1 protein-coding gene is annotated in these 294 nt (G+C 47.6%); it reads right to left on the bottom strand.

The window, feature by feature from the left end; all coding sequences use genetic code 11:
• On the bottom strand, positions 1 to 294 hold a 294-nt coding region (locus CWC11_RS20490; RefSeq protein WP_283241020.1), incomplete at both ends, for a 3'(2'),5'-bisphosphate nucleotidase CysQ family protein.

Raw genomic sequence — 294 nt, 5'->3', positions numbered from 1 at the left:
GTTGATTGTAAGTTAGCGGGTTAAATTCAGCATCAGTAATACACCCACCCGCTTCTTCAACAATCACTTGTGACGCGCCGGTATCCCATTCCCCCGTAGGGCCGACTCGCAAAAAACAATCTGCTTTACCTTCAGCAATAATACAGGCTTTCAGTGAACAAGAGCCCATAGGTACCGTGTCAAATTGATTCTCTACAAATTGGCTTACCACGGCTAGGTTTTGTCTGCGGCTCACCGCCAGTGTCAAATTACTGGGTTGTGACACGTATATCTGTTGCTCACTGCCATCGGCTC

The sequence above is a fragment of the Pseudoalteromonas sp. S3178 genome, from assembly GCF_005886985.1.
Lineage (GTDB): Bacteria > Pseudomonadota > Gammaproteobacteria > Enterobacterales > Alteromonadaceae > Pseudoalteromonas > Pseudoalteromonas carrageenovora.
The sequence above is the reverse complement of the archived record's forward strand: the minus strand, read 5'-3'. Positions and strand labels throughout refer to the sequence as shown.